Genomic DNA, 2,655 nt, shown 5'->3' with positions numbered 1-2,655 from the left:
CCGAAGGGCCCGTCCCGGCACCCCGGCCCACCCCGGCACGAGTCTTACGAGCGCCCGGTTCGCGCCGTCTCGCGTCCGAGCGGTCGAAGCGCCGCGACGCAGTCGCCAGTCTCGGCCGCTCGGACGCGAGACACCAAGGCCGCGAACCACGCCGCACCAGCGGCCGACATCACAGCTCGCTGTAGAACTCCCCCTTGGCGGTGACCCGGATCGGAATCCATTCCCACCAGGTCACGCAGTACACGATCCATTCGAGTGGTCCGTGCCGGAACCAATACGACCAGAGCAGGCTGACGGCCATCTGGATGACCGCGATCCCGGCCGCGGACAGCAGCACGGCACCGTAGTCGGTGGAACCGGACAGGTGTAGGCGTTCGCCCGCGAACAGGATCAGTCCGGTCGCGAACACGTAGTTCGTCAGTGTCATTCGGCCCATCGGCGCCAGCATCTCGGTCACCGGCCGTCCCGCCGGTGTGCGCAGTAGCAGGAGTAGCCCGGTCAGGTAGGCGAGCGCGCCGGTGAGTCCCGCGACGGCGGGCGCCGAGCTGCCGAGCAGGTCCAGGTAGGGGACGCGGTATTCCCAGGTTGTGGTGAGTACGGCCAGGGGTGCGGCGATGACGAAGATCAGCGCGATCTGCCAGGTCCGCTCGTTCAGGGTTTGGGGGAGGCGGAATCGGACGGCGACGAGGCCGAGCAGGAACAGTCCCGGCGCCAGGCCGAGTCCGCCGCCGAGCAGCGCCGCGACGCCCGCGGTGCCGAGCAGGCCGAGTGTCAGCAGCGTCCATCGTGGCAGTCCGGCCGAGGGGAGCACGATGACCAGCCCGACGACGGCGTAGGGCAGCAGGACTTCGTCCGGCTGGAACCAGTGGTGGATCAGGCCGACTACCGCCAGCGCGGCGAGTTGCCGTGCGAGGACCAGGCGAGGGCGAGCGGCGCGTTCGGCCGCCTGATCCAGCAGCAGTCCGAAGCCGATTCCGAACAGGAACGCGAAGATCGGGAGGAAACGTCCTTCGAAGACGACGCTGAGCAGGTGCCGGGTCGGGTCCATGACCCCCGGCGCGATGGTGGCCGACATGTCGGTGATCTGCCAGGTTTCGACGACCAGGAGCCCGCAGAGGGCGAAACCGCGCGCGGCGTCCAGTTCGGGGATGCGCGCGTGGACGTCGGACTGCATCCGTCCACGCTAGCGAGCTTCGGCGGGCCGGGTCCGTAGCCGCGTTCCGATGTCGGGTAGCGGAGAGTTGGCGCACATATACTTAACGCACTAACTATTAACACGCTAACCTAATGCTCGGACGACCCGAGGAGGACCGATGGAGATCGACGATCCGTTGCGCCTGGATCGGCAGGTGTGTTTCGCGCTGGCCGTCGCCAACCGCGCCGTCCTGGCGGTGTACCGGCCGCTGCTCGAGCCGCTCGGCCTGACCCACCCGCAATACCTGGTCATGCTGGCGCTGTGGGGTGACGCCCCGATGTCGGTGAAATCCATCGCCGAGGCCGTCCAACTCGACTCGCCGACGCTGTCCCCGCTGCTCAAACGACTGGAATCGGCGGGGCTCATCACCCGCGAACGCGACCCTCGCGACGAACGCAATCTGGTGGTGAACCTGACCGCCGCGGGCGCCGAGTTGCGACAACAGGCAGAGCGGATTCCGCCCGCGGTCGTCGAACGCCTCGGTGTGACGGTGGGCGACCTGGAGGAGTTGCGCGATGTGCTCACCCGGGTGAACGTCGCCGCGCGGCACTTCCTCACCGAAAACGACACCGAGACAACAGGAACGAGCGCATGAGCAATCGAAACCGTCGCCCGGGACCGCTGCGGTGGATCGGCTACGCCTTCGGACGCCGACTCCCGGATTCGATGCGGGACTGGGTCCGCGACGATCTCACCGGCGATTACGCCGGTGCCCGGCACGTGGTGCGCGGCATCGTCCCGTTCACGCCGCTGTTCGCGGCATTCCTGCTCTTCCCCGGCGAGTTGTGGCTCCGCGGTGCGATGGTCCTGCTCGCCCTGCTGCTCGCGCTGTTCTACACGGTCGCCTTCATGCCGATGAACCGTGCGCACCGGCTGGCGAAACACGGTCTGCCCGTCGATCTGGAGAATCCGCGCCGGGCCCGGTTGCGGGAACTGGAACGGGCGCGCTACGTCGCCCGATACCCGCACTGACCCGCGCGCCTCAGTGGTAGCGGCGGTGGATCGGCACGCGACCGGCGGCGCGACCGGGCGGCCTGGTCACGGCCGTGCGCGAACGCCGCCGATCCCGCCACGGCGCGTCGGCCGGTCGAGCGATTCGCCGTTCCCGTTTACGCCACCACATCACGCTCGACTCGACACCGAAGTGACGAGCGCCGACGGGGCGGCGGGAGCGGTGGGGCATTCACAGCGAAGTGGGACGGTATCGATCACGTATCGAGCATCTCAGTCCCGTCCAGCGAATATCCGCGCACCCCTCGGCATGGCTGGCGGGATTCGGACTAGCACGGGGGGCAAACTCGACCCGGTCATCGGCCGCTCGAAGGAAATCGAGCGCGTCATGCAGGTGCTGCCGCACCGAGAACACCCTCGGGGTCCGCTGACGCGCGGCGATCACCGTGGGGTCGCACTCACGGGGGCGGGGGCAACCACGGCAGTGGCGGCAGCGGAATGAAGATGAC

3 protein-coding genes are annotated in these 2,655 nt (G+C 68.4%); 2 read left to right on the top strand and 1 reads right to left on the bottom strand.

The features are described from left to right. Positions 1-169: 169 nt before the first annotated feature. Positions 170-1,174, bottom strand: coding sequence for a DUF418 domain-containing protein (locus JZ792_RS40910; RefSeq protein WP_216918328.1), 1,005 nt, complete (start codon positions 1,172-1,174; stop codon positions 170-172). Between the two features lie 139 nt (positions 1,175-1,313). On the opposite strand from JZ792_RS40910, the gene JZ792_RS40905 reads away from it, so the two are divergent. Together JZ792_RS40905 and JZ792_RS40900 are read left to right on the top strand one after the other, a co-directional pair. After that, positions 1,314-1,790, top strand: coding sequence for a MarR family winged helix-turn-helix transcriptional regulator (locus JZ792_RS40905; protein ID WP_216918327.1), 477 nt, complete (start codon positions 1,314-1,316; stop codon positions 1,788-1,790). Next, a complete protein-coding gene (locus JZ792_RS40900) occupies positions 1,787-2,167 on the top strand; it encodes a DUF5313 family protein (protein ID WP_216918325.1) in 381 nt (126 codons plus the stop codon). Before JZ792_RS40905 ends, JZ792_RS40900 begins: the two co-directional genes overlap by 4 nt. The last annotated feature ends 488 nt before the right edge of the window (positions 2,168-2,655 follow it).

Origin of the sequence: Nocardia noduli (assembly GCF_019038455.1) — a bacterium.
Classification (GTDB): domain Bacteria; phylum Actinomycetota; class Actinomycetes; order Mycobacteriales; family Mycobacteriaceae; genus Nocardia; species Nocardia noduli.
The sequence above is the reverse complement of the archived record's forward strand: the minus strand, read 5'-3'. Positions and strand labels throughout refer to the sequence as shown.